This window comes from Methylomonas koyamae, assembly GCF_019669905.1.
GTDB lineage: Bacteria > Pseudomonadota > Gammaproteobacteria > Methylococcales > Methylomonadaceae > Methylomonas > Methylomonas koyamae.
In genome coordinates this window covers 3,810,320-3,836,314 of the sequence record NZ_AP019777.1, presented here as the reverse complement: position 1 = coordinate 3,836,314, position 25,995 = coordinate 3,810,320, and the positions used below count along the sequence as shown (strand labels likewise).

Annotated in this window: 24 protein-coding genes; 3 read left to right on the top strand and 21 right to left on the bottom strand. The window is 57.6% G+C overall.

Translation table 11 applies throughout. The features are described 5' to 3' along the window. Positions 1-43: 43 nt before the first annotated feature. A complete protein-coding gene (locus tag MKFW12EY_RS17185) occupies positions 44-205 on the top strand; it encodes a hypothetical protein (protein WP_157199382.1) in 162 nt (53 codons plus the stop codon). Positions 206-258: 53 nt separating this feature from the next. Here the strand turns inward: MKFW12EY_RS17185 and MKFW12EY_RS17180 are convergent, their stop codons facing one another. Beyond that, entirely contained in the window at positions 259-906 is a 648-nt protein-coding gene (locus MKFW12EY_RS17180) for a DUF2959 domain-containing protein (RefSeq protein WP_054761813.1), read from the bottom strand. 157 nt (positions 907-1,063) lie between these two features. Between MKFW12EY_RS17180 and MKFW12EY_RS17175 the strand changes: the two genes are divergently transcribed. Further along, a complete protein-coding gene (locus MKFW12EY_RS17175) occupies positions 1,064-1,600 on the top strand; it encodes an REP-associated tyrosine transposase (protein ID WP_054761816.1) in 537 nt (178 codons plus the stop codon). Positions 1,601-2,796: 1,196 nt separating this feature from the next. Here the strand turns inward: MKFW12EY_RS17175 and MKFW12EY_RS17170 are convergent. From MKFW12EY_RS17170 to MKFW12EY_RS17090, 17 genes are all read right to left on the bottom strand, one after another. Further along, positions 2,797-3,759 (bottom strand): hypothetical protein, encoded by a 963-nt coding sequence (locus tag MKFW12EY_RS17170; RefSeq protein ID WP_054761820.1) that lies wholly within the window; start codon positions 3,757-3,759, stop codon positions 2,797-2,799. Next, positions 3,752-4,516 (bottom strand): 4Fe4S-binding leucine-rich repeat protein, encoded by a 765-nt coding sequence (locus tag MKFW12EY_RS17165; RefSeq protein WP_054761823.1) that lies wholly within the window; start codon positions 4,514-4,516, stop codon positions 3,752-3,754. Before MKFW12EY_RS17165 ends, MKFW12EY_RS17170 begins: the two co-directional genes overlap by 8 nt. 9 nt (positions 4,517-4,525) lie before the next feature. Next, the gene (locus MKFW12EY_RS17160) at positions 4,526-4,792 is read right to left on the bottom strand and encodes a DUF6129 family protein (protein WP_054761825.1); all 267 of its coding nucleotides are present in this window, start codon (positions 4,790-4,792) and stop codon (positions 4,526-4,528) included. A gap of 2 nt (positions 4,793-4,794) precedes the next feature. Beyond that, complete coding sequence (gene nifX, locus MKFW12EY_RS17155; RefSeq protein ID WP_054761827.1) at positions 4,795-5,487, bottom strand: nitrogen fixation protein NifX; 693 nt, start codon at positions 5,485-5,487, stop codon at positions 4,795-4,797. A gap of 4 nt (positions 5,488-5,491) precedes the next feature. After that, a complete protein-coding gene (locus MKFW12EY_RS17150; protein WP_054761830.1) occupies positions 5,492-5,692 on the bottom strand; it encodes a 4Fe-4S binding protein in 201 nt (66 codons plus the stop codon). A gap of 4 nt (positions 5,693-5,696) precedes the next feature. Beyond that, positions 5,697-5,918, bottom strand: coding sequence for a putative nitrogen fixation protein NifT (nifT, locus tag MKFW12EY_RS17145; protein WP_054761832.1), 222 nt, complete (start codon positions 5,916-5,918; stop codon positions 5,697-5,699). Between the two features lie 96 nt (positions 5,919-6,014). Continuing rightward, the gene (nifK, locus tag MKFW12EY_RS17140; RefSeq protein WP_054761834.1) at positions 6,015-7,586 is read right to left on the bottom strand and encodes a nitrogenase molybdenum-iron protein subunit beta; all 1,572 of its coding nucleotides are present in this window, start codon (positions 7,584-7,586) and stop codon (positions 6,015-6,017) included. 115 nt (positions 7,587-7,701) lie between these two features. Further along, a complete protein-coding gene (gene nifD, locus MKFW12EY_RS17135) occupies positions 7,702-9,183 on the bottom strand; it encodes a nitrogenase molybdenum-iron protein alpha chain (protein ID WP_054761836.1) in 1,482 nt (493 codons plus the stop codon). 96 nt (positions 9,184-9,279) lie between these two features. After that, positions 9,280-10,155: a nitrogenase iron protein gene (gene nifH, locus MKFW12EY_RS17130; protein ID WP_054761838.1), complete on the bottom strand. Its 876-nt coding sequence runs from the start codon at positions 10,153-10,155 to the stop codon at positions 9,280-9,282. Between the two features lie 336 nt (positions 10,156-10,491). Further along, entirely contained in the window at positions 10,492-12,645 is a 2,154-nt protein-coding gene (locus MKFW12EY_RS17125; RefSeq protein ID WP_221053445.1) for a pentapeptide repeat-containing protein, read from the bottom strand. A 57-nt stretch (positions 12,646-12,702) separates the two neighbouring features. Further along, positions 12,703-13,041, bottom strand: coding sequence for a YdbL family probable chaperone protein (locus tag MKFW12EY_RS17120; protein WP_054761844.1), 339 nt, complete (start codon positions 13,039-13,041; stop codon positions 12,703-12,705). A gap of 10 nt (positions 13,042-13,051) precedes the next feature. Continuing rightward, complete coding sequence (locus MKFW12EY_RS17115) at positions 13,052-13,246, bottom strand: YnbE family lipoprotein (protein ID WP_054761846.1); 195 nt, start codon at positions 13,244-13,246, stop codon at positions 13,052-13,054. Positions 13,247-13,282: 36 nt separating this feature from the next. After that, positions 13,283-15,040, bottom strand: a complete 1,758-nt coding sequence (locus MKFW12EY_RS17110) for an intermembrane phospholipid transport protein YdbH family protein (RefSeq protein WP_221053444.1) — start codon at positions 15,038-15,040, stop codon at positions 13,283-13,285. Between the two features lie 59 nt (positions 15,041-15,099). Next, a complete protein-coding gene (locus MKFW12EY_RS17105; RefSeq protein WP_245006345.1) occupies positions 15,100-17,445 on the bottom strand; it encodes an MMPL family transporter in 2,346 nt (781 codons plus the stop codon). Further along, positions 17,426-18,007, bottom strand: coding sequence for a LolA family protein (locus MKFW12EY_RS17100; protein ID WP_245006344.1), 582 nt, complete (start codon positions 18,005-18,007; stop codon positions 17,426-17,428). The genes MKFW12EY_RS17105 and MKFW12EY_RS17100 overlap by 20 nt, the downstream gene beginning before the upstream one ends. Next, a complete protein-coding gene (locus tag MKFW12EY_RS17095) occupies positions 18,004-18,423 on the bottom strand; it encodes an acyl-CoA thioesterase (RefSeq protein ID WP_054763243.1) in 420 nt (139 codons plus the stop codon). The genes MKFW12EY_RS17100 and MKFW12EY_RS17095 overlap by 4 nt, the downstream gene beginning before the upstream one ends. A 4-nt stretch (positions 18,424-18,427) precedes the next feature. Then, positions 18,428-19,960 carry an HAL/PAL/TAL family ammonia-lyase gene (locus tag MKFW12EY_RS17090; RefSeq protein WP_245006343.1) on the bottom strand — a complete coding sequence of 511 codons (1,533 nt, stop codon included), beginning with the start codon at positions 19,958-19,960 and terminating at the stop codon, positions 18,428-18,430. Positions 19,961-20,353: 393 nt separating this feature from the next. Between MKFW12EY_RS17090 and MKFW12EY_RS17085 the strand changes: the two genes are divergently transcribed. Next, a complete protein-coding gene (locus MKFW12EY_RS17085; protein WP_221053442.1) occupies positions 20,354-22,576 on the top strand; it encodes a PKD domain-containing protein in 2,223 nt (740 codons plus the stop codon). A 90-nt stretch (positions 22,577-22,666) separates the two neighbouring features. On the opposite strand, the gene MKFW12EY_RS17080 is transcribed toward MKFW12EY_RS17085, so the two are convergent. The 3 genes from MKFW12EY_RS17080 to MKFW12EY_RS17070 are packed head-to-tail and all read right to left on the bottom strand — an operon-like array spanning position 22,667 to position 25,994. After that, positions 22,667-23,587: a lysophospholipid acyltransferase family protein gene (locus MKFW12EY_RS17080; protein ID WP_054763241.1), complete on the bottom strand. Its 921-nt coding sequence runs from the start codon at positions 23,585-23,587 to the stop codon at positions 22,667-22,669. Beyond that, the gene (locus MKFW12EY_RS17075) at positions 23,584-24,318 is read right to left on the bottom strand and encodes a glycosyltransferase family 2 protein (protein ID WP_054763242.1); all 735 of its coding nucleotides are present in this window, start codon (positions 24,316-24,318) and stop codon (positions 23,584-23,586) included. The genes MKFW12EY_RS17080 and MKFW12EY_RS17075 overlap by 4 nt, the downstream gene beginning before the upstream one ends. Beyond that, positions 24,315-25,994, bottom strand: a complete 1,680-nt coding sequence (locus tag MKFW12EY_RS17070; RefSeq protein WP_221053441.1) for an ApeI family dehydratase — start codon at positions 25,992-25,994, stop codon at positions 24,315-24,317. The genes MKFW12EY_RS17075 and MKFW12EY_RS17070 overlap by 4 nt, the downstream gene beginning before the upstream one ends. Position 25,995: the final 1 nt, after the last annotated feature.

The window sequence follows — 25,995 nt, the reverse complement described above, 5'->3', positions numbered from 1 at the left end:
GGCGGAATCGGTTTTAACGTGGCGGAATAGCACAGGAGTCGGAATGTCGCACAGAGTATTGGAAGGGCGCTTGAAAGCCCGCAAAGCCAGGAAAGAAATCCACAGCAGTTGCAGCAGGATAGAGCGGTTATTGAATGCGTTGCTGTTTTTCATCGTCCTCTATTACGGTTATTACGTGTTGTCGTACTCGCCCCATCTGGTTTGATTCGACTCCGCCGGTGCTTGGCTTTCGCCACAGCTCCGGCGGTAGAGCCGTAATTACTGCTTTTCCATCGTTTTAATGAAGGCGTCGGCCTCGTTAATCGATTTTTCCATTTCCACTACCAATGCCGAGACATCGGATTTGACCGAGTCCAATTGGCCCTTCAACGAGGCGATGGCTTGGGCGTTCAGATTGTGTTTCAGGTAGAGCACCTGGTCGCGGAACACGCTCAACACCGGTTCGATTTTGGCTTCCGCTTTACGCATCGCCGTAATCAGTTGTTGGTAATGCGCCTTGGTGGCCGTCAGCTTTTGCTGGCTGTCGCGGCGCAGACTCGGATTGCTGTATTGGCTTAACTCGGTTTCCCATTCGCTGAACAACGCGGCGGATACGTCTTCGATGTCCGCTATCCGCTTGTTGACTTCGTTGGCCTTGGCTACGCTGGCTTCGTACTCGCTGTTCAGCTTGTTGTAGGTCGCTTCCAGGTCGCCGCCTTTGAAGTTGGTGACGAAGGTGAACTGCTCCAGCGCGGATTTGAATTGCTGCTTGGTTTCTTCCTGAGTGTCGCGGGCCTTTTCCACCCGATGCACCATTACATCCCGCTTCGGAATACCGATTTTTTCCAGGCCGCTGTAATAGATCTTGGAGCAGGCGGCGGTCGCGAGTATCGAGCAGATTAAAAACAGGCGTAAAAATTTCGGCATAAAAACTCCCAGTGAACTTGATGGCCATTATAAGGCGGCGCAGTTGCGGGGCAAGCGGTGGAGGGGGATGTTTCCTCGTTCCCACGCGCCGCGTGGGAATGCAGACTAACCGCGCCAGCGGTAACATACGACAAAGCTATCAAACGAGGTCAAGTTCATGGGCCGCAGCCGTTACCGCATTCTCCAATCCCAACACCCACATTTCTTGACCTGCACCGTGCTGAACTGGATACCGTTATTCACCCGTCCGGCTACTGTGCAAATCGTGTTGGACGCTTTGCGTTACCGCCAACAGCAGCATAATTGGTTAATCTACGGCTACGTCATTCTGGAAAACCACTTGCACTTGCTAGTACAAGCAGACGACTTGCCCAATCAGTTGGCCCACTTTAAATCCTACACGGCAAGACAGTTGATCGACTATCTGCAATCCATCAACGCCGAGCGTTTATTGCAGCAATTGAGTTGGTTCCGCAAAGCGCATAAAACCGACCGGGAGTATCAGTGTTGGGAAGAGGGTAGCCATCCGCAATTGATCGATAACCCCGAGGTCTTGCGGCAGAAATTGGATTACATCCATCTGAACCCGGTCAAACGCGGTTATGTGGATTTGCCGGAGCATTGGCGTTATTCGAGTGCCCGGGATTATGCGGGGCAAGAAGGATTATTGCCGGTTTATCGGGATTGGTTTTAGTTGACCGCAGCGCGGTGTGGCTGCATTCCCACGCGGCGCGTGGGAACGAGATAATCATGCGCTTCAAGGGCTGCAGCACATTCTAAGACCGTAGACTTCCATGTTGGCTACGGCCATATTCGGACCATCTTACGATGGGACCTCGCCCCATCTGCATGGACATGTAGATACCCCGAAAGCAACCAAGGTCTTCGATACGAGTCTGTGACCAAACCTTCTTCATGTGCCAGAGCGACTGCGAATTGAACAGCGGGTACATGATAGGGACTACAAGGTAGCCTGGGCCGTAATCCTGCATGCTTGGAACGTATGACTTTTTCTCAAGTTTCTTTCGTACTACGTCAACAAACCGCTCGGCAAATTGTGCATCGGGCGCCATGAACGGCCCGTTACCAATTGACCTGTGCTTTTCTCCGGGTGTCGCGTAGGAGTATTCGTCCTGCGCAAAGGCATCGCTCCAAAACGCATCAGTCACCTCGACCCATCTGGTAGTACGACCAGAGCGAATGATCGCCTCAGGCGGATTGGGTTCGGCCACGACTTTATATTTGGCTCGATATCTTGTATTCAACCATACAATGAACGCTCCGACTTGAGCTCGTTCGTGTGCTTGTTGTGTATCGCGGCGTCCGGTCATGGGTAGCTAACATCTCTTTGAATGGTTTCCGTATATCTTACTGATTTGGATGGTATCTGATTTGCATTAATCTGGCGAAAGTTGAGAAGTATTGGGGAGCGATTCAAATTGAAGTGCTATGAACGATGAAACGCTACGCGAAGCCGGATTTAAAGTTAGGTAGTGTACGCACAGCGTACCTTTTTGAGCTGCCCTCTGATCTCGGGATGAGGTTTTCCTCCCGTATGCCGCGCCGAGCACCGGAGCTTTTGAACGGATCAGCCCGGTAGGGGCGCCGCAGGGATGCGGCGCGTTGCATGCAGGGGCTGGGAAGCCCCTTCAGGCAACCCCGTTCAAAAGCGAGGAGCACAGGGAATAAGCGGCGTCCGGGTGTCTTTTCTTTTGGATACTTTTCTTTGGACAAGCAAAGAAAAGTATCGCGGTTGTCGGTCCGCGAACCGACATTGAAATAACCGTCGCGTCAGCGACACAACAAACATCACCGCGTGGGCACAAAAACCCGTGCCCACCCTACGCCTCACCAGGATGACGGCCAATCCAGAATTAACGAAACAACGCCTCAAACGTTATACGGCGTAGAAATCCAATCCCTGAGCACCGCCTCGTCCCGCTCCGGCAAGTAGGCGAAATCCCCGGAAATGTCTTTGTAGACCGACTCGGCGCTGTGGGTGGATACCAGTTTGCCTTTCAGCATGTAAAAAAACCAGGCGAAGGGGTAGCCGGCCTGGCGGTCGAAGCGGCTCAGCACGTTGCTGAGCGAGCTGCCTTTCTTGCCGGCGAAGTCTTCCAGATGCGGCAGGTGGTTTTTGTGGGTGTTGACGATTTCGACGTTGACGATCTGTTCGCCGAAGCGGCCGGTGTGGCGGTAGGGGCGGATGATCCAGTCGTCGCTCATCCGGTGTTTTTGGCCGGCGCTGCTGCGGTTCCAGTCGTCCATGAAGCGCTGAGCCGGATGTTCGCCGGGATGGCGTTCGTTAATCACTTCCATGAATAGCTTGACGTCGGTCTTGCGCCGGTAGGTGTAGCGGGAGTGGCCGAAACCGTAGCTTTCGATGCAGAACGGCTGGATCGGATCGATCAACTCTTCCAGGTCGGCCGGCGGGTTGTTTTCGTCGATTAGCATCCGGTCCGACACTTCGTGGGTTTTGTCGATTTCGATCAGCGTGAAATCTTCGGCCTTGTCGCCGGTTTGCACGACGAAATACAGGGTTTTCCCAGTCTGGCGGGTGGCGATCAACTGCAATTCGAGAGCATGGTCGATCAGGGTTTGCAGGTTTTGGCCGCACTCCAGGTAGGTGCGTTCGGCCCATTCGATGATGTCGTTGGCGATGCGGGAGCCGTTCATGTCGACCACGCCGCCGAGCTTGTACCATTCGTCGCCGATCAGCGCCAGGCGAATCGGGTAATCCGGCACCAGCGCTTGCAACTTGCTGAGCAGCAAGTCGTCGTTCTGCCCCGGAATAACTTTTTTACAGCAGTCGGTGATGTCTTGTCCGGCAAGATTGAGTTTGGCTTCAGTCATGATCGGCTTCTGGAGTAGAGGTTGATTGTAAACGTTGCCGCACCAGGTCGCGCACGTCCGGTTCCGGGTCGTCCGCCAGCGCGGCCAGTTTGGCCGGATCGGCTTTCAGCGCCGCCGTGTAGCGCACCACCCAGTCGCTATCGTGCAGCAGCAATGCCGCATCCTCCGCCGGCATGCGTTCGGCGACGATGCGGCGCACGTCGGGCGCCGGGTCGTTGGCCATCAGCCCCAAACTGACCTCGGGCAGGCGTTCGGCGACGCGTTTGCGCACCTGCAAATCCTCGTCCTTGATAAAGCGGAACAGGCGGCCGGGCGGCAGGCGCTTGGCGACCGTGAGGCGGACGATGTAGTCCGGGTCGTCGGCCAGCCGTTCCAGATTGCCGGCATCGATGCGGTCGGCCACCGTCATCCGCACTTCGCGGTCCGGGTCGTCGATCAGCGCGACCAGTTGTTGCGCCGGCAGGCGAAACGCTACGGCGCGGCGCACCACTTCGTCCTCGTCGGAAATTAACGGCAGCAGGGCTTTCAGCGGCGAATAGCGTACGGCGATGGCTCGGCGTTCCCAGAATTTGTCGCGCAGAAAATTGACCGCATAGACCGGGTTGACCCGAAAAAAACGGTCGATTTGGCGGCCGCTTTGGGCGGCCACGCAGGTATCGCCGGGCATGCAGCGCCCCATCAGCAAAGTTTTGCCGCGGAACGGGCACAGGCTGCAATCGGCAATCGGTAGGCTGACGGGACGGTCCGCGTCGCTCATGCCGCCACCCTATTCCGGGATGACTTCGGCGATGACGATGCCTGACGCGTGTTCGTAGTTACGGGTCAGACACAGGCAATGTTCGCGGCCGTCGACCAGATATAGATTAAAGCCGCTGCCTTCCAGCAACGGTTCGTGGTTGGGGATGTCGTCTTCCATGCAATAGGTGAAGTGGATGCCCGGAAATTCGCCGCGCAATTGGGTCACCACGCTTTCGCTCAGCGTGGTGCCGTTAATGCGCTCGGCAATGGTTTGCAGTTGGTCTGGACTGATCATCGTTAGGATTCCTGTTCGAAACAAATGCGTGCTGCCGGGGCGATGCCCATCGATTTGGCCAGCCACGGTGGCGGCGTTTGGCTCAGCACGCTTTGCAGTTGGTGGATGACTTGGTTGATCGCTTCGCCTTGCTCGGTTTTGATCGGGTGCAGGCCGTACTTGATGATTTTGGCCGCGGCCGGTCCGCCGATCGAGGCGACGTAAAGCACGCGGCAATCGGCGATCAATTGCGCGCGGTAGGCGTTTTTGTCGTCGTGGCGGCGCTGGGCCTCGCTATCGACGCTGCGCACGTCGATCAGGCGCGCTTCGCCGGCCGAAACCTGGTACACCAGAAATTGGCGGCAGGAGCCGAAATGGCCGACGACTTGTTGCGGGTCGTCGCTGCCGACGGCGACTAATATCGAGCCGGGCAGGTCGGCCAGACGCGGTTGCGGAGCCGGTTGCGTTTGCGTCGCCGGGCTTTGCAGCAAACCCAGCGCGTTGCGCACCGTCCCGGCGTCGGCTTTTACGCCGAAATTGCCGAGCGCTTGCTGCAATTGCGCCTCGCCGAGTTGCGCGATTTTGCGTTCGTCGAGCACGGGGCCGGCGCAGGCGCGCAGCACCGAAACGAACAATTTCGGCGAGGTATCGGGCAGGGCGCGTGCGGCCAGTCCGATCCTCAGAGCCAGTTCCCGGCTTAAGCTCGACCGGTTCATCGCGCTACGCCGCTAGCGGCAGAATGCAATTGTCGATCGGGCAGACTTTGACGCATTGCGGTTCGTCGAAATCGCCGTTGCATTCGGTACAGGTTTTTTTGTTGATTTCGAAGACGATGGCGCCTTCCTTGATCGAGTCGGTCGGACAGACCGGCAGGCAATCGCCGCAGGAAATACACTCTTCGGCTACGATGTAAAGGGACATGGCATTAGTCCTCCGCTAAACGTTTCGCTTGTAACGTGGTGGGTATTTTCGGCGCCGGGGACAGCGGTTCGAAATAATATTTCGAGCCGTCGCCGAGCAGGACTTCGCCGCCCCATTTGTCGGCGCTATCGAACTCCAGGGATTCTATGGTTTCTTCCAAATCTTTTTTGGCAATGTAAAACAACAGCTTACCGTCTTCGCGCTTTCTAAGCATGACGCTGGGCATGGAGATTCTCCTTTGGGATAGCGTGAGGCGGGCAATTGCCCGCCTGGCAGGAATGGCGGTGGGCGCCTGGCGGCGCCCACCCTACGCGCTTCGATCTTAGCGGATCAAATCGTAGTTGTAGTCGGTGGTGCCCATGCCTTTGGTTTCTTTATCCAACTGCTCCAGAACCGCATTGACCAGCGTGGTCAGCACGTACATGCCGCCTTCGTAACCCAAAGTGGTCATCCGGTGCAGGTGGTGGCGGTCGAAGATCGGGAAACCGATGCGGATCAGCGGCACTTCGAACTCTTCACCTTTATAGAAGGTGTCGCGTTGGATGAATTTGCCGTAGCTGTTGCCGATCATGAAGTCCGGTTTGTTGGTGAACATCAAGGAGCGGAAGTGCCACAAGTCGCGGCCGATATGCACCGTGGCGTTTTGGCCGTAAGGAGACTCGGCCAGGATCGCTTCGCAGGCTTTTTTCCAGCGTTTGTTGGCGTGGTTAACCAGCACGTCGCTGACCTCGGCGCCGAATTCCAGCAGCATTTTGGTCATACCCAGGGCAAAGTCGGCGTCGCCGTACAAAGCAAACTTTTTGCCGTGCAACCAGGCGTGCGAGTCGGTGATCATGTCCACGTAACGGCCGCGTTCTTTTTCCAACGATTCCGGAATGGCTTTGCCGCTCAGTTCGGAGATTTTCATCAGGAACTCGTCGGTCCACTCCAGGCCCATCGGAATGTTCAGCTTCGGCACTTCGTGTTTCCAGGTGTTTTCCGCGAACTTTTTGGTTTTTTCCAATTGCCAAGGTTGCAGCAACACGGTGGTAATCGCGTTCGGCGCGTCCTTGATTTCGTCCATCGTGGTACCGCCGGAATACATGCGGAAAGTACCGTCGGCCGGGGTATCCAATACTTCGGTCGGGTCGCTGAGCAGGGTGTAGCCCACGCCCATTTCTTTCATCATCCGATGGATGATGCGGTAGTTGCCCAAGTAGGTTTCGAAGCCGGGCACGAAGTTGATTTTGCCGTTTTTACCCGGTGCCTTGCCTTCCATGTGGTTCAGCGTGAAGTAACGCGCCATGCCTTCGAACATGTTGTCCCAGCCGGTGGTGTGGCTGCCGACGAAGCTCGGAGTGTGGGCGAACGGTACCGGGAAGTCTTGGTCGACGTGGCCTTCTTTCTTGGCGTTGTTGATGAACGCGTTCAAGTCGTCGCCGATAACTTCCGCCATGCAGGTCGTCGACACGGCAATGATGTCCGGTTTATACAAGGCTTTGGCGTTTTCCAGGCCGGCGAACATGTTTTTCTGGCCGCCGAATACCGCCGCGTCTTCCGTCATCGAGTCGGAAACGCAAGATACCGGCTCTTTGAAATGGCGGTTGAAGTAAGTGCGGAAGTAAGCGACGCAGCCTTGCGAACCGTGCACGTAAGGCATGGTTTTTTCGAAGCCCAGTGCGCACAGTACCGCGCCCAGAGGTTGGCAGGCTTTGGCCGGGTTGATCGTGATCGCTTCGCGGCTGAAGTTCAGCTCTTGGTATTCCTGGGTTGTAGTCCATTGGAATACTTCGTCGATTTGCTCTTGCGGATGGCGCTCTTCGTACAGCGCCCGTTTGTTGGCAAGATTATCCTTGTATTCGTCGGTGCGGAATAAAGGATAACTCGGTTGGATATTGTCGACTTGTTGACTCATGATAATCTCCTAAACGCGCCACTAATCTGTGGTCCGGCGTTGATTGGATTGCTCGGGCCGAAGCCCGAACGATTTTCGATGGCTGAGGCGGACGGCGCACCGCCCACCCGGCACATTACGCGACTGCTTTAACCGCTTCGCTTTCGGATTCGGCTTTTTTCCAGGGCACCTGAATTTGTTTCCAGCAAGGGTTGTTCAGGGTCATGTCCATATCGCGGGCGAAGATGGCGAAGCCGTCGTAGCCGTGGTAAGGGCCTGAATAATCCCAGGAGTGCATTTGCCGGAATGGGATACCCATTTTTTGGAAAATGTACTTTTCTTTGATGCCGGAGCCGACCAAATCGGGTTTAACTTTTTTGACGAACTCTTCGAATTCGTAGCCGGTGACGTCGTCGTACAACAAGGTCGCGTTGCCCATTTCCTTAATGGTACGGTCGTAGTCGTCGTTGTGACCGAACTCGTAACCGGTACCGACCACTTCCATACCCAAGTCTTCGTAGGCACCGATGACGTGGCGCGGACGCAAGCCGCCGATGTACAGCATGACTTTTTTGCCTTGCAGGCGCGGTTTGTACTTGGCGATAACCGCTTCGTACTCGGCTTGGTAGCGGGCGATCACGCGTTCTGCGCCTTCTTTGATCGTGTCGTCGAAGTGGGCGGCGATTCTGCGCAAGCTTTCGGCGATTTTGGTCGGGCCGAAGAAGTTGTACTCGATCCAGGGGATGCTGTACTTCTCTTCCATGTGGCGGGCGATGTAGTTCATCGAACGGTAGCAGTGAATCAGGTTCAGCTTCACTTTCGGAGTTTTTTCGATCTCGGCGATGGTGCCGTCGCCGGACCATTGCGCTACGACGCGCAGACCCATTTCTTCCAACAAGGTACGCGAGGCCCAAGCGTCGCCGCCGATGTTGTAGTCGCCGATCACGGCTACGTCGTACGGGGTGGTCGGGAAGCTATCGTCGCCGTCGCGTTTGTCCAGCACCCAGTCGCGGATCGCGTCGTTGGCGATATGGTGGCCCAAAGATTGGGATACGCCGCGGAAACCTTCGCAACGCACCGGAACCACGGTTTTACCGATGTCTTTGGCTTTGTTTTTGGAAACGGCCTCGATGTCGTCGCCGATCAGACCGATCGGGCACTCGGATTGCACGGAAATCCCTTTGTGCAACGGGAACAAGGCTTCGATCTCGTCGATACATTTGGCCAGCTTTTTGTCGCCGCCGAAGACGATGTCTTTCTCTTGGAAATCCGAAGTGAAGTTCATCGTACCGAAGGTGTTGACACCAGTGGTACCGACATAATAGTTACGGCGGCCGGCGCGGGAATATTGGCCGCAACCGACAGGGCCGTGGGAAATGTGGATCATGTCCTTGATCGGGCCCCAAACCACGCCTTTCGAGCCGGCGTAAGCGCAACCGCGAATGGTCATTACGCCCGGCAGGGATTTCCGGTTAGAGGTAATGCATTTATTGGATTTTTCCAAGCTTTGATCGTTGACCGCCAAGTGCTTGGCGCGGTCTTTCTTGGCTTTCTCGGGATAGACTTCCAGCACTTCTGCGATCAGCGCTTCCGTCTCTTCTCTTGTCATGGCTGCCATGATGGTTCCTCCTAATGTCGTGGGCAATCCCCCAACTGACAGTGTTTGGGAATGAAAGGCGGACGGCCTGGACCGTCCGCCGCTAACGCGTAAGGCCTATTCTTCGGCGGCGGTTTTACCGACCAAGTTCTCGTCTTCTTCTTCCATCAGACCGAAGTTCATCAACAACTCTTCCAACTCGTCCATGCTGATCGGAGTAGGGATCACCAGGTTTTTGTTGTGCAGAACTTTTTGAGCCAAGGCGCGGTATTCGTCGGCTTGTTTCGCGGTGGGTTCGTACTCGATAACGGTCATACGACGGATTTCGGCCCGTTGTACAACGTTGTCGCGCGGTACGAAGTGGATCATTTGCGTGCCCATTTGTCTTGCCAACTCCATGATCAGTTCGTCTTCGCGAGCGGTTTGGCGAGAGTTGCAGATCAAGCCGGCCAAACGCACGCCGCCTGAGTTGGCGTATTTGACGATACCTTTGGCGATGTTGTTGGCCGCGTACATAGCCATCATCTCGCCTGAGCAAACGATGTAAATTTCTTGGGCTTTGTTTTCGCGGATAGGCATCGCGAAACCGCCGCAGACTACGTCGCCCAATACGTCGTAGAACACGAAGTCGAGGTCTTCGTCGTAAGCGCCTTCTTCTTCCAGGAAGTTGATCGCGGTGATAACGCCACGGCCGGCGCAACCGACTCCTGGCTCAGGACCGCCCGATTCAACGCATTTGACATCGCCGTAACCGACTTTCAACACGTCTTCCAATTCCAAATCCTCGACGCTACCGGCTTCAGCAGCCAAGTGCATGATGGTGGTTTGAGCTTTTGAGTGCAGGATCAAGCGAGTAGAGTCGGCTTTAGGGTCGCAGCCGACGATCATCACTTTTTTACCGGCTTCCGCCAGAGCGGCAACCAGGTTTTGGGTAGTGGTGGATTTACCGATACCACCTTTACCGTAAATAGCGCATTGACGTAGTTTCGCCATGGTCTTCTCCTCTTGAGTGGGTGTTGTTAATAACAACCTGATAAGAGCAATGGCCGTGCCAATGTGGGTTTTTTGTTTTAAATCATTGAAATTAAATATGAAAAATCCTGAAATTCCGTTTTTGGCTTGGTGGGGTTGGCAACATTGTTTGTAGGGTCTTGTTATTTAACCAACATGGATTGCGGGGTTTTTGGGGCGATTCAGTGCTTTGAGGATTGCCTACTCTTCTGGAAAGGTATTTTTGAACCTCGAGGCTTTGCCGTTTTGTGGGATTTGAACCCGCTCAATTAGCTTAGGTACACCGCCTAGCAAGCCGTAAGAATCTCGTTGTTGGCTTTATCCAACTTTGGATTTTTTCTTCGGATTTGCCCTTGGCGTCTCCCCCGGGGCGCTGGCCGGCTCCGCCGCTTTAGGTGGTTCGGCGCACGGATGGCCTTGTTTGGCCCATTTCTGGACCAATTCGTAAGGGACCCTGTCGTACCAATGCTCGCGAATGGCTTTAGCCATGTTTTCGGTTAGTTCGCCGCAAATGGCTTGATGAAGAAAGTTGGGTTGATTGGTTATACTGAAAAAGCAATATCGATCTTCATCAGTGGATATTTTTCGCGCGCCAAAATTTTCTCGTTGCAGAGCCCTTACAGAAGACCAATCGCAGCTTATACCATGAAGTTGAGCTCTCTTGAAATTAGCTCCAGACAGTTTGGCTCCCGCAAGATTAGCGCCTTGAAGTTGAGCCTGAAAGAAATCTGTTCCTGTTAACAACGAGTTAGTTAACGATGCGCCCTCTAGGCTGGCATGACTTAAATCTGCGCCTTGCAAATTTGCGCTCAGAAGAAGTACACCCTCTAATTGAGCTCCTGTAAGAATCGCGCCCTGTAGTTTTGCGAGCACAAAATCAGCGTTTTCTAGAGACGCATTTGCGAGGTCTGCGAATTGCATTTGAACACTGATTGAAATGGAGTTTTGCAAATTGGCTTCTCTCAGAGAAGCGCCTACTAATAGGGCTTCGTCGAATGTACTTTCCTGCAGTTGAGCTCCAAGAAGGTTAGCATTTTGAAGCTTACATCTGCGAAGGCGAGCACCCTGGAGATGCGCCTCAAAGAGGACGGCACCCTGTAAACTGGAGCCCGATAGGTCTGCTCGCGCCATCATACTGCCGCTAAAATCCGCGAAATTGAATGACCGCTCGCGCCAATCCAGTCGAGCGCCTTGCTGCCACCATTGTCTGGCTAGTGAGTTACGACCTGCTTGTTCGACCGCTGAGTTAATATCGCTAGCTTTGGCTCTTTTGTTGTCTGGCAAGTTTTCGGCTGTTTGATAGTCCGCCACCATTTGCAGCATACGCTTTTCATTATCGTCCACCGAACTGAGAATATGGCTAGTCACAACAAGGCGCGGCAGTAGCGCTGCCAAGGGTTGGTTTATGGTATCTCGAATAATTTTGTTAGTAGCTGACAAGGCCCAGGCCTGGCAAAACCAGCTGGTCAGACCCAGGCAAAATACACTGAGCCAAAGCAAGGCGCGTAAGCAACCTCCGCGCAACTGTGGCACAAACACTGCGGCGATGGTTGGTATCACGCCGACGACGGCATAAGCCGCGATAACAAAATACGAATGATCGGAAAATTTTAACGCGTTGCCTAACGTTCTAAACGCCCGATAAACTTGATCACCATTAAGTTCGCTGGGTACTTCGTTCGGCATATTGTTCCAACCGCCCTCGGCTTGCCAAAGCAGCAACAGTAGCAATAGAAGGCAAACAAATGTATCGATTAGCTTTTGGCGCAGTTTGGCAACGCGGCTTTCAAGCCGCCGGCCATTGGCAACCCGCCAATTGTGGTAAAACAAACCGTAAGCACCAATGTCCGCCATCACCAAGGCCCAATGCACCGCCGACAACAATTGGTTTTGATAGGCACCAAAGCGCACCTGCACCACCAGCAGCGTAAAGATCGGCAGCAGATAAATCAGAAACCAGACGAACCAGTCCAGCAATTTGCCGATGATGCGCTCGTTGGGGTAGGCAAAGGCAAAGTCGTAAAAGAAGGGTTGCATTTGCCGGCGGTCCAGTGTTCCGCCGTTAAGTTCCCGCCACTGCAGCAGCTTGTTGAGGTGTTCGTCCAGGTTGTGCAATAGATCGATATGCAGCAACAAAAACAACACCGGCACCACGCTGAACCAGGCCAAAGGCGGTAGGCCCAGGTCGATCAGCGGGATTTTCATCGACATCCGCCCCATCAACAAATCCTGGTCGGTAATCGCCAGGGTCATTACCAGCGTATAAAGCAGCACGCCTAGAAAGCCGACGAACAGATTGCGGTTCTTCTGTGATGAATCGTCGAGCAAGGCCTTGGCATCCGACAGCGCCGTCTCCCGTGTTTCGTCTTGAGCGGTTTTGGCCGCGTCTGCTTGCGCCCGCCATTCGGCGCTGCGGTCGCGGCGAGCGGTGTTTAGCCAATCTAAAACGCGACGGGTGTTTGTCGCTGCCATAGAGGTTTACAAGGTGACTTTAGAGTCTAATCGTCTTATCGCCGCCATCGCGATACGTCAACGCTGCTGCCACCCCGCCCCGGTATCGACAAACTGGCCCGGCGCGGCTTGGTTGATGACTTTTTGCGCGGTCAGTTTTGCCACTTCGTCGGCGGTGACGCCGTTCTTGGCGGCGATGCGTTGGTATTCGGCCTGGCGCTGGGCGTTGATGTTGTCGACGAAGGCTTTGACGTCGGCCGGAGCGTCGGGTTTGACTAAGCCGAGCAGGCCGTTGCTGCGTTCGCCGACAACGCCGGCGGCTTTCAGTTGCGCCAGATCGGCGGCGGTGGCTGAGCTAAGCAACAGTAAGCTCAGAGCCAGGGCGGACACCAGGGAACGTGCGAATTTACCTAACATGGGACTCTCCTTAAAACAGGCCTTTTTGGCTGGAAATTAAATCGTCGACGTCTTTTTCCACTTTCAAGCGGATTTCGTGTTCGATCTTGACGTTCATATTGATCTCGATCGGTTTGTCCGGGGCTTCGAGTTTGACGGACGGCGAGCATCCCGCCAGTGCCCAGACGGCCCAGATCGGCAGTAGGTACTGCGTTGCGAATTTCATGTTATCTCTCCTCTCGGCCGCCGGCGGCAGCGATGGTTATGGTTTCCCAGCGGGCTGGGCGGGTGGCGTTTCGGCCGGTTGTTGGCCGACTTGTTCCAGTATCGCGCGTTCGAAATTGCCGGTCACCAGACCGCGGCGCAGCAGCTCCGGCAATTGGCCGCTGATGTTCAGGTTAAAAGCCAGCGGGTGGCCGGACAGGACTTCCGGGTTGTGGCCTTCCAGACGCAGGCCGATCCGGTAATCGCCGCTGGGCTGGTAGTTTAATTGAGCTTGCAAGCGATGGTAAACCAGGTTGCGCAACGCTTGAAACGCCAGGTTGCCGTCGTCGGCCGGGCTTTGGTAACGCAAGGTGCCGGGACGGGTGCCGCGCAACGCGCCGTCCTGCAGTTCGATGCTGCCGGTCGCCAGTTTTAACGGCAGTTCGCCGTCGACGCTGCCGGTTCCGGACAGTTGCGGATAATGCAGGCTGGCCAACAGTTGCGCCAGATCGATTTGCTGCGCTTTCAGGGTCAAGGCTAACGGCATTTGGCTGATGTCGAACGTACCCGGCACCAGTTCCAGTTGGCCGCCGAAGATGGCGAGACGCGCCCGCTTCAGCGCCAACTCGGGCTCGCGGTAGGCGGCGTCGAGTTCCAGGTCGCGGCCGGTCAAGCCCTCGCCCAATTCCAGCGTCCGAATCCGGGCGCTAAGTTCGGTGGTGCCGTCGGCAAGTTCCGGGATGGCCAAATGGATATCGCTGTGCTGCAAGCGCGCCGGTCCCGCGGTTAACGACAGATCGCCGATATCCAGCTTGGCTGTGCCGCGCTTGAGCTGCGTTTGCCAATGCAGTTGCCAAGCGGCTTCGATCTGGCCGGAGGCGACGCTCCAACTGCGGGCGGTTTCGGGTAGCCACGGTTTGGTCAAGTCGAAGGCTTCGCCGGCGGATAGCGCCAATCGGCCGGTAATGTCGGCGGCGGGCTGCGGTGGCAGGCTGATCGCGGCTTTGGCTGCCGCCAGAACGTTTTTATCGCGGGCCAGCGACAACTTGGCCTGGCTGTGGGCGAAGCCGTCGGCGCTATGCAATTCCAGGTTTAATCGGCTATTGCCGAGTTGCGCGGCCAAGGCCGCCGGCGCGCCGGTCGGCCTGAGCGTGGCCGGCAGCAGCGGCGTGCTTTGCAGCCAGGCGGCGATGTCGCCGAGTTTGCCGCTCAGGTTCAGCTTGGCGTCCGGGCCGCCGAGGCCGGAGCCGTCCAGCGCCAGAATCCGGGCGCCGTTCGCGCTCGCTAAAGCCAAGCCGAAATCGGCGGCGTCGGCGGCCGCATTCAGGGTCAGGCTGTGCCGGCCGTCTTCGAGCGTCAATTGATACGCCGTTTGCGGGCTTGGTCCGAACTGAGCGCGGCCGTTGAAACGGCTGTCGCCCCAGGGCGTGGCGATTTGCAAGTCCAGGTTGGCGACGCGCAGCGGCGGCAACGGCAAGCGGCCGGTGCTCTCGTCCGCAGCTGCGTCGGTTGCGGTATCGGCAGCTTGGTAGTCCAGTTTCAATACCGCGTGGCCGATGTCGATGGCTTCCACGCTTAGCGGTTCGAGCCGATAGCCGGCGGCGACGTTTTGTAGCGTGACTTGCAGCGGGCCGGCGGCCGTTTCCAGCCTAAAACCGAACCGTTCCAGTTGCACCTGCTTGCCGTCGAAGCTCAGGCCGGACAATTCTGGCCCGGCCAGCGGACTAAATTGCAAGGCGTGGAGCAATAGCCGTTCGCCAAGCGGATGGCGCTGGCTCCAGACCGTGGCCCCGACAATTATCAGTAGCGCCGGCACAAGCAGCCGCCTGTAGCGTTTGCCAGGTTTGCGGGTTGACGGCGATTCGGGCACGGGATTCATCGCTCTGCCGGTTTGTCGTTAAAACCGATTAGCGGTGCCAGCAGGAACGCGCTGCCGACGCCGGCGGCCAAAGTTACGCCGAAGGCGTGGACGATGGCGGTCGAGCTGGTTGCCAACAAGCCGTAACCCAGCAACGTCGTGAACGCCGACAAGGCCACCGCCAGCGTGGTGGTGTCGCGTTTGCCGATAGTATCGGCGGAGGCCGCCGCCATCTGAAAAAACACCGCATAGTCGACCGCAACTTCCAGTACTAGCAGTAATGCGAACAAATTGAACAGCGTGAACAATTCGCCGAGCCAGCCTAAGGTGGCCAAGGCGGTCAGCATCGCCAACACCGGCACCGCCATCACCTGTAAGCCGTGGCGCCAGCCCAGCCGGTAAATCAGAATGCTCAGGATCAAGCCGCATACCCCGGCCAGCAGTAGCGTCACCCGCTGCCGGTAGCGTTGGAATAACTCCGACAACTGCGACACATGATCCACCCAAGTCACGCCCGGCAATTCCGCCAGGGCTTTGAGCGGCGCCAGGTCGGCGATGCCGGTCAAACTGACGATGCTGCGGCAAGCCTCGGCGTTGCAGCCCAGCCATTGCTGGCGCAGATTGGCGTTGGCGCTTGCCAGCCAGTCGTCCAGGCTCAGGGTTTGGCCGGCCGCGGCCGCGAAGCTGCGGATTTCGTTATCGATGGCCAATTGCTCGAATCCCAGATTCCGCATATAGCCTTGCAAAAAATCCGGCCGGTAAATCCCGGTTTGCAGCAAGCGGTAATCGGCGGCTTGCTGGGCCGGGTCGGGCCAGTGTCGGCTGACGGCGTCGTATTGCCTGAGCTTGCCTTGCTCGCACAGCGGCGCCAAGTCTGCGAGCAGGCGCTGCTCGTTTTGGTACCACTCGCTGGGGTTGGCACCGGTGACCAGGAAGAATTGGTTATCGCGGCCGATAGGTAACAGCCGCCGGATTTCGGCGTCCGCCGCGGTAATGGCCGTTGGGGCGCTTTGCAACAGGCGAACGTCGTCCTGGGCCTGCAACTGGCTCAGGCCGCCGATCAGCAGCAGGGCGAAAGCGGCGGACAGGCTTAGGCGATGGCGGTTTAGCCGTTCCGGCCAACTGCGTTGCCAGTATCCGGCCAGACTCAGCATGCCGAATTGGTGCTGTGGCTGGAAGCGGGCCAGCAGAACCGGAAACAGCATGACCACGGTCAGCCAGGATACGACCAAGCCCAGGGCCGAGAACACGGCCATTTCCCGCAAGCCCGGAAACGGCGAAAAGCCGAGGCCGGCGTAACCCAATAAACTGGTCAGCAAACCGAAGCCGATGCCCGGCAGCACGTAACTCAAGCCCCGGCGCGGAGTCCAGTGCGGCAGGCCGAGGCCGTCGCAAAAAAAATGCAAGGCGTAATCGACTACCACGCCGATTAGGCTGGAGCCGAACACCAAGGTCATGATGTGCAGTTTGGGGAAAATTTGCAGGCTCAGACTCCAGGCTGCCAGCAAGCCGCTGGCGACCGCCAGGCAGCACAGTAGCAAGGGCCGGGGGCTGCGGAAGGTCAGCCAGAGCAGTAGGACCACGCCCAGCGTCGAACCGATGCCGATGGTCGATATTTCCTGCTGAGCGGAATGGGCGCCGTACGCGGTAAACAAGGGCAGGCCAGTCGCCAGCAGCTCGCCGCCTTGTTGACGCGCTTGCTGTTGCAGCGTTTGGTTCAGACTCAGCAATTGCTCGAGTTTATCCAGCTTCAAGTCCCGGTCGGGCAATTCGCCGATCAGCAGCGCCCAGGCTCGTGGTCCGTCATGCACCACCACGGCATCGTGTTCGATATTCAGTTGCAGCGGGTTTTGCGCGGCGAAGTAACGGCCGAACAGCAATAGCGGGTCGCGTTCCAGATTGGCGGCCTGCCACTGGCCGAGCGGGCTGTATAGCGTTTCCAGATTTTCTTGCACCAAACGCTGCGGGTCTTGCTGCAAGCTTTGCCGGGTCCGGCTGTCCAACAGTTGGTAGCGGTAGGCGAACAGTTGTTGGTAGCTTTGCCGGTACTGCTGCTGCGAAATTTGCAGCGTTAAATCGGCAAACAGGCCGCTGGCGGCGAGGCCGGTCTTGACGGTTTCGGCCAACGCTACGGCTTGGCCGGCGTTGGCGGCGCCGACCAGCCAGACTACTTTGCGGTTGACGGCCTGGTTATGGCGTTCGATGGCGTTTGCCATCTCCGGGCGTTGTTCGGCTTGCGGCAGTAAGGCCAGAAAGCCGGTCTCCAGCCAATCGCGCTTTAGGTTTTGCAGACTGAGCCAGGCCAGGCCCAGCATGCCCAGCAGCCACAGCGCCGCGTACAGTTTAGGGCGATAAACGCGCAAATTCGGCCGCCTGTTCCGGGCTGAGTTGGACGGGGTGGCTGATGCGGTCGAAGCCGATCATCGAGCTGTTGCCGTTGGTTTCCCGGATTTCCACGCTGCGCAATTCGCTGTCGCCGGCCAAGTAAATGGCGGCGATGGCTTTGCCGAGCAGCGCATCTTTCGGTAGTAGGGTTAGTCGCCAGGAATCGGATTGCAATTCGGCGCTGGTGCTGAAGTCTTCGCTTAACGCCGCCAAGTCGCCGCCGAGCATGGCCGGAAACACCCGGCCGAAACTGGCCGGCAGGGCTTGTTCGCCCTGGCTGGTCAATAAACGGTTATCGCCGACCAGTAGTGTCGATTCGACCGGGCTGACGGTTTTCCAGATCACGCCGCGCTGCTGTTGGAAGGTAAATTCGCCCTCCGAAATTAACGGCCTGCTCAGAAACTTCAGATGTTTTTCCTGGCGGAAATGGCCGTGGACGATAGCCGCCGGCGCCAGCCGGGATTTGATGGCTGCCAATGCATCCTCGGCTTGGGTTGCGGCGGCGTACAGCCACAGGATTAAAACTGGTAAGGATTTCATGGTTTAGCGATTCCGAGTTTGCCGAACAAAACCGGCGGCGATTCGAAGCGCATTTCGCCGGTTTGGACCGCCACCGCCACCTGCACGCTGTGGCCCTTGCACAGCCGGCCGCCGCTGGCTGCGTCGCGGATTAAATAGTCGATCTTCAGCCGGTTTTCCCATTCCGTCAGCGTCGCCCGCACCACAATGCTTTGGCCGAAGCGTGCCGGTTTGATGAAACGTAGGCGCAGGTCGATGATAGGCCAAAAATAACCCGAGTCGCGCATTTGCCGGTAGTCGTAATCGATGCTTTCCAGCAATGCACAACGGGCGATCTCGAAATACTTGCAATAGTGGCCGTGCCACACCACTTCCATCATGTCCACGTCGTGGAACGGAATCTGCAGTTCGACTTCGCGGTGCAAGTTCTCGGGCATGGCGTTAAGGGTACAGTTGCCAACGTTGCTGCCGAATCGATTCCAGACAGCGGCGCAAATCGGGTTCCAACCCGCGGTCGCCGCTGAGAAACGCCGATTGTTCCCGCACCTGCTTTAACGTGGCGTGCAATGCCGGCCCGGCTCGCACCGCATCGCCGCGTAGTTCCAGCGCCTGGCAACCGGCAATCAGCAATGCCGCTGCGACTTGTTCGGCCAGTTCCAGAATGCGGATGCAATCGCGGGCGGCGATGGTACCCATGCTGACCTTGTCCTGATTGTGGCATTCGGTGGAACGGGAAAACACGCTGGCCGGCATGGTTAGCTTCAAAGCCTCCGCGGTCCAGGCCGAAACGCCGATTTGCAGCGCTTTCAAGCCGTGGTGCAACGGTGCTTGGTCGCCTTGCGCACCGCTCAGATTGGCCGGCAGGCCGTGGTTGAATTTGGGGTCGACCAGTTGCGCCAGTTGCCGGTCCATCAGGTCGGCCAAGTTGGCGACGGCGGTTTTCAAGGTATCCATCGCCATCGCGATATGGCCGCCGTAAAAATGGCCGCCGTGCAACACATGCTCGCCGTCGGCGTCGATCAGCGGATTGTCGTTGGCGCTGTTCAATTCGGTTTCGATCAGTTGCCGCAGCCAGGGCAGGGCGTCTGCCAGGGCGCCGATCACATGCGGCGCGCAACGCAGCGAATAACGGTCCTGCAGGCGGTTGTCGTTGCGCGGCGCTTCGCCGCTGATTTGCAAATCGGCGCGAATGCGTGCCGCCACCTGCATCTGGCCGGGATGCGGCTTCAACGAAAACAATTTGGCGTCGAAGTGGTAGGCGTTGCCCTGCAAGGCCGCCACCGCCAAGCTGGTGATGCGGGTACACAATTCGGCCAAATAGCGGGCGCGGTCGAAAGCCAGGCAGGCCAGGCCGGTCATCGCGGCGGTGCCGTTCATGATCGCCAGCGCCTCTTTGGGTTGGAAACGTAAGGATTCGATGCCCAATTCGGCAAACACCTCGGCAGTTGCACGCCTTTGTCCGCTGTACCAAACCTCGCGTTCGCCGGCCAGTACCGCCGCCAGATAGGATAACGGCGTCAAATCGCCGCTGGCGCCCACCGAACCTTCCTGCGGGATCAACGGCAAGACGTCGTGTTGCAGCAACGATGCGATTTGTTGCAACAGTTTGAATCTGACTCCGGAATACCCCTGGGCCAGACTGGCAAGGCGCGCCGCGATGATGGCGCGGGTTTGTTCCTGATCGAAATGATCGCCGAGACCGCAGCCGTGGAAGGTGTACAAATGAATCGGCAATTGCCCGACCCGGTCGGCCGGAATGGCGACCGTGCAGGAGTCGCCGTAGCCGGTGGTGACGCCGTAGACGCAGCCTTCTTCCCGTAACAGTTGCTCGACGAAGGCGGCGCCGCGGTCGATGCGGGCGCCGAAATCCGGGTTGTCGCTCAACGCGGCGCGCCGCCGCCGGCGCGCCAGTTCGGCAATCCGTTCGATGGTTAACGGCGAATCGTCAAAAATGATGGGGGGCTGTTCGGTCACGGTGTCGATCGATCGGAGGAGTTCAGCCGGAAACCGGCCGGATAGCGTAGCGATGAAATAGGCATGCCGGGTGCGGAAATCAAAACGTCCGGAATTTTCGCACATCCCACGGCCCAGGGTTTAACGAACTTTGCCTGCGGCAGCGGACGGCCGGTTTTGCAGACCGACTCACTAAAAGGCCGCAGCCGGTTCCGGCATCAGCGGAAGTTAGAGCTATTTCAAAGTATCCGGGCGTTTGCCTCGTAACAATAAGGCGTGCTGAAAACAAACCCTGGGTTTTGGCTTTTCCGTGCATTCCATTAACTTGACGGCAATAACGTAAAGCCGTCACTTCGACAGGTTGGATCGGTTGGTGTGCCTGTTGAAGTTCGCATGATATATAAGGTGACCGATATGAAAACGCTCAATAAGATAGCAGCGGGCATTATTGCCATTGCTGCAAGCTCCGCCTCTCTGACATTCGCCGCAGATACCTCCCAGTTGCTTGGCAAAGATCTCGACCAAAACCGCGAGCTGGTCAATAGCGTCATGCAAGGCCGCAACTACATGGTTCAAGTGGACCAGACCGGCAAAATCAAGCAAATCATCGATACCGGTGCCAACGGCGACGGCAGCGATCCATTACAACCGGCGGCTGCTGCCAATGCGGTGCTGGCCGATGTCGCCGTCGCTTCCGTCGAGTTGCCGATCAATTACGAAGGGCAACAAGCCATCGATTTTTTAGGTGCTGAATTGCCGAAAGTGGCCGGCGGTTACGGCTTGGCGCCGGAAAAATTGCGGGAAATGTTGCTCAGCGACGATTCGTTGCGGATCGACGGCAATAACCGCATGTTCTACGTCGACCAAGACTCCGGCAATCCCGGCGCCGGCGAACCGGAAACCGCCGGCGGCGCCACGACCGCGACTACCAGCAATACCACGGTACCGATCGCTTCCACCGCCCAATTGGCGAATGCCTTTAAATTGCACAGCAAACCGGGCGCCAGCAAAACCATTTATCTGAACTTCGTCGGCTACACGGCCAGCAAAACCGCTTGGAGTAGCTCGACCATCGCTGCGCCGGCCTACGATTTAAGCGGAAACCCGGCGGTGTTCGACGACAACGAACGCAGCAATATCATCAGCATCTGGAATCGGGTAGCCGAGGATTACATTGCCTTCGACGTCGACGTTACCACCGAACCGCCCAGCAGCGATGCGTTGCTCCGCACCAGTTCGGCCGATACCAGTTACGGCACCCAAGTGGTGATCACCAAAACCGGCACCATTAGCTGCAACTGCGGCGGTATTGCCTACGTCGGCGTGGTATCGATGGTCAACAACACCTCTTACCAACCGGCATGGGTGTTCCAACAATCGCTGGCCAACAACGAAAAATACATCGCCGAAGCGGTATCGCACGAGGCCGGCCATACTTTGGGCTTGCTGCACGACGGCCAAAAAACCGGCACGACCACGGTAGGTTATTACAGCGGCCACGGTAGCGGAGATACCGGCTGGGCGCCGATCATGGGGGTTGGTTACTACAAAAATGTCACCCAATGGAGCGCTGGCGTTTATCCCGGAGCGAATAACCAGCAAAACGATTTGGCGGTGATGGCATCCGCCGGTTTCACCCAGCGAGCCGACGACTTCGGCAATGCGTTCGGCACGGCCAGCTCTTTGAATAACACCGCAACCGGCGCAACGGCAAATATCAGCACGTTCGGCGTGATCGAAACGGCTGCCGATGTCGATATGTTTATCGTCAATACCGCCGGCGGTTTGGTGAATCTGAGCGTTAAACCGGCGGCGAAAGGGCCGAATCTGGACGTTAAAGCTACGCTATTCAAAGCGGACGGCAGCGTGGTTACGACCAGTGCCGCGGAAACTTCATTGGCGGCTACGATCAGCAGCACGGTACCTGCCGGCGTTTACTATTTGGCCGTCAGCCCCAGCGCCCATGCCGCTGCCGGAACCGACTACGGCTATCCGGCCTACGCCAGCTTGGGCCAATACAGCGTTACCGGCTCGTTTCCGGTTGCCAATGCCGGCGCTGCGGCACCGGCAGCGGTAATCGGCGCTTCCACATTGAGCGGCCCCAGCGCATTGACCGTGAATTTCTCGGCTAACAAATCGGTCGGTAACGGCAACATCACCAAGTACCAATGGAGCTTCGGCGACGGCGGCAGTTCGACCAGCGCCAACCCGGTCTACACCTACAAAACCGCCGGTACTTTTACCGCAAAATTGACCGTGACCAACCAGTACAATTTGACCGATACCAAATCGGTACAAGTTGTCGTCACGGCTCCGCCGGTGAAATCGGTAGCCGCCGGCTCCGCCAGCATGATGGTGGCCAGAGGTACGACCGCGACCGGCATGATATTGCTCAGAGTGGTCGACGCTCAAGGCCGTCCGGTACCGAATGCTGTGGTGACCGGAACCTGGTCGGGCGCTTTGTCCGGTACTTCCGTTGCCAAAACCGGAACCGACGGCGTGGTGATACACACCTCCAAACCGTCGAAACAAGTCAAAGCCGCATCCGGGGTTTATACCTTGAACAGCATTTCCGCTACCGGTTATACCTATGCGCCGGCGAAAAACGTTAAATCGGTATTTACTATGACTTGGTAACCGGCTTTGCCGCCTGGACACCGGAATCGGTGTTCAGGTCGGTCGGCTTGGCAAGCAACCCGGCCGCCGTTTGTAAGAACGGCGGCTTTTTTATGTTTGCCAGAAATCGTAAAAATTGAACCACTGCAGCGGCGCACTAACCGTATACGTCTGTAAACGTTGGGCATAGCGGCAGGCGGCTTGCCGGACGGCCGCATCCCGCTGCTCGCGTCGCCAACTCAGCGCATCGCCGGCCCGCTCGAATACGATGCGGTGCCGGTTATCCTGTTTTATGCAAAACAGGTAATAGACCGGGCATTTCAGCAGGCCGGCCAACACGAACGGCCCGATCGGTAGTTTCGCCGCTGCGCCCAGGAAATCGACGCTCAGCGTACGGCCGCCGTTGACCGGCGTGCGGTCGGCGGCAATCACGACCAGTTCGCCTTGCTCGATCTTTTCTGCCAACAACATCGCCGTGGCGGCATTGATTTCGGTGACTTGCAGCAAATTCATCGCACTGCCCGGATTGTAACGGCGGAGCAGGCGATTGAATTTTGCGGCGTGCTTGGTATGCACCAATACCGTAATCTTCACCGCCGCGTCGCGGTCGGCCATGACCCGGCAGACTTCCGGATTGCCCAGATGGCTGGCCAGCAATAAGGCGCCGCGGCCGGCGCCGAGGTCGGCCAACAGTTGTTCCCGGCCCGCGAATTCGACATCGTTTATATCGATCAAGCCCGACCAGGCGGCCAGTTTGTCGATGATGGCGTTGGCGAAATTTAGAAAATGGCGGTAGCTATGGAACAGGCTGGCCGATAACTTTAGATCGGGCTCGAACGCTGCCAATCTGGCCAGATAATCGCGGCTGGCGCGCCTGGCCTCGGCGTTTGCCAGCCAGTAATAGCTTACGACCGGATAGAGAAATACTTGCAGCATCCGCCGCCCGCACCGCCGATATACCGCAAACAGCAGACGCATGCCCCAGTCCAGGCTCCAGTCCTGCATTTGCGACCAGTGGCGTTGGCCGGTCATCGCCAATGCCGAGCCAGCAGGCGGGGAATGCGCGGCAGCATGCCGCAGAACAGGCGGGCGTGGGTCGCCGAAATCTTGACGTTGTCGCGGCATAGATCGAAATGTGAAACCCCGTCCAGCGGATAGCGTACCGGCGTTAGCAGATTGACCGCGTCCAACCCCTGCCAGTAAAGCCTTACCGCAATGTCGATGTCGAATGCCATGCCGGGTGCGAGCCGGCTGCCGGCCAGCAATTGCGCGACCGCTGCCAACGGGTAGAGGCGGAATCCGCACATGCCGTCACCTATCGCCCGCGACAAGGTATTGACCGCAACCCAGAAGTTGGTGATTTTTCGGCCATGGACCCGGCTTTTCGGCGCGTCGGCCTGGTATTGCGGCGCTCCCAGTATCATCTTTTCCGGGTGCTGGCGGCCTAATTGCAAAAACTTGGGAATGTCGTCGACCCGATGCTGGCCGTCGGCATCGATTTGCAGCGCGTGGCTGTAGCCTTGGTCGATTGCCCAGCGAAAACCGTCGACCACTGCCGCGCCCTTGCCGCCGTTGGCCGGCCGCCGTAGCAGCGACACCCAGCTACCGTGCCGGGCGGCGCAGTCGTTTAGGACTTGCCGGCAGGCCGGGCTGCTGCCGTCGTCCACCAGAATGCAGGGTAAACCGAAGGCTTGCAATTGCGCCAGTAACGGCACGATGGCGCGCTCGTGGTTATAAACCGGTATCAGCAAACAGGGTTTCACGCTACGTCCGCCGTGTAGACCAGACGTCCGGAACTGTAGACTTGCTCGGCGTGGCTAAAACGGAAATTCAGCTTGTTGCTGCCGCTACGCCAATCCAGCGTTAATTGCAACTCGTAGTCGGGTTGGATCGGTTTGACGAATTTGACTGTCTCCAACCGGTTGAATGGCGCATCGATGGCAAATAGCAGCTTGCCGAAATAATCGGCCCAGCCGATCTGCACCACGCCGGGCAGAATCGGGTAACCGGGGAAATGGTCGGCAAAATAGATAAGCTGCTGCGGTACTTTCAAACCGAGTTCCGCGCGCTCGGCTGTCAATTCCGCCGTCTGCAGCAGCGGTAGCCGGGCGTCGCCGCTGCGCATCAAGGTTTGCAGCAACAGGCGGTTTAGCTTGGCTTGTGCCGTGGTCGGCAAGGCGGACAGAAACAACCATTTGCGCGGGATCAGTACCGCTTCGAACCAGGGCTGCAAAGTCTCCCGCAAATGACCGATCAAAGCTTTGCGGCCGCGCTCGGCCATTGCGGTTTTGCCGGCTTCCGACAACACCGCGCATACACCCAACAGATCGCGGCTACCGCTCAAAGTCAGGGTGTGGACCTCGCTCAGCCATGGGGTGGCGGTTAACCGCATTTCCAACTCGTTCAGCGACAGGCGTTTTTCTTCGATTTTGACGATGCGGTCGCGGCGGCCGTGCAAGCTAAACCGGCCGTCGGCCGCCAATGCCAGGTCGTCGTCCAACGCCATCGGTTTGTCGTCGGGCAAGTAAGGTGAGTTCAGATAAGCTTTGTCGTCGGCTATCGATAGACTCAACCCGGCGAACGGGCGCCAAAGCGGCTCGGGGTGCCGGCGCCAGCCGATGCCGCCGGTTTCGCTGCTGCCGTAGATTTCCCACGGCGCTTGGCCGCAGCCTTGGGCAATGTGCGCGGCTGCATCGGCTGCCAGCGGGCCGCCGGAGCTGAAAATGGCGGAAAGTCCGGCCAGACCGGCCCACGGCGCAGCAGGATCCAGCCGCTTCAAGTGGGCCGGACTGGCAACCCAGCAGGCCGGGCCGGCGCCGGCTTGCGCGACCAGATGTTCGGCGTCGAGCGCGGTTTGGCTGTGGAAACAACGGCCGGCCGCCAACGGCCACAGCACCCGGAACAACAGGCCGTAAATATGTTGCTGGCTGACGGTCGCCAGAATCCGACTGTCGGCCAATGTCTTGCCCCACAACTTTTCCAGCGTATCGACTTCGGCTTGCAACTGACCAAGGTTTTTGACTATCGATTTTGCCGCGCCGGTCGAACCTGACGTAAAAATCTCCAGCCGTACTGGCTGCGTTTGCAAACGCGAAAATGCCGGCCGGAAGTTTGGATTTTGCTCCAACCGGTAATCGAATCCGGCTTCCCAATCGCCGATCAAGCGGCAGCCGGCTTGTTGCAATTGCTGTGCGGTGCCGGGGCGGTTGTTGGCGGCCAGCGTAACCTGTTTGCCGCAGTGCCATAAAGCGAACAACAACACCGCAAACGGGTAGGCGTCGTGGCAGAACAGCGCGTATCGGATCTCGGGTTGGTCGGCCAATAATTCGCACCAATGGCCGACCGCCGCCCGAAACTCGGCAAAGCCGTAATCGCGGCCGCCGTGGCGGGCCACTGCGCCGCTTCGCTCGGCGTTGAGTAAATCGGCGAGGTCGGTCACG